At 41.5% G+C, this 576-nt stretch carries 1 pseudogene; it reads left to right on the forward strand.

Annotated features, from left to right (window positions below):
- Positions 1-576 (forward strand): annotated as a pseudogene (locus tag J7R13_RS08670) (Vomp family autotransporter); the annotation flags it as partial.

The raw sequence follows: 576 nt of genomic DNA on the forward strand, positions 1-576 counted from the left end.
CTAAAGATGCCTTTGTAGCGACACATGGAGACAAAAAAGAAAGCAGCAAGATTACATCTCTGAAGAATGGAGACATTACTGCAACCTCAACGGATGCTGTAGCAGGTAATCAGCTCTATTCTTTGAATAAGACAGTTGCGACCTATTTTGGTGGAGGAGCAGGATATGAGAATGGTCAATGGACGGCCCCAACATTTCAGGTTAAGTCGCTTAATGCAGATGGTACAGAAAGTGAGTCAAGTTATCACAATGTAGCGGAAGCTTTTGCTGGAGTTGGTAGTTCTATTACCAATATACATAAAGAAGTAAAGAACGAGATTACCAAAGTTGTGGGAGATAGCTTAGTTAAGCAAGACGAGAAAACAAAAGTTATCGCGATTGGTGGTGAGAAAGATGGCGGCAGCATCAGTATAGCAGATAGCGCACATGCGGATCGTACGCTTTCTGGTGTAAAGGCAGCAAAGAAAGAGAATGAAGCAGTTAATAAAGGCCAGCTTGATGCAAGCTTGAAGGATCTTTCTAATAACCTTCAGTCTGATGGTTCAGCTGTAGTTCATTATGATAAAAATGCAAAGG

The organism is Bartonella taylorii 8TBB, assembly GCF_902825155.1.
GTDB classification, from domain to species: Bacteria; Pseudomonadota; Alphaproteobacteria; order Rhizobiales; family Rhizobiaceae; genus Bartonella; species Bartonella taylorii_A.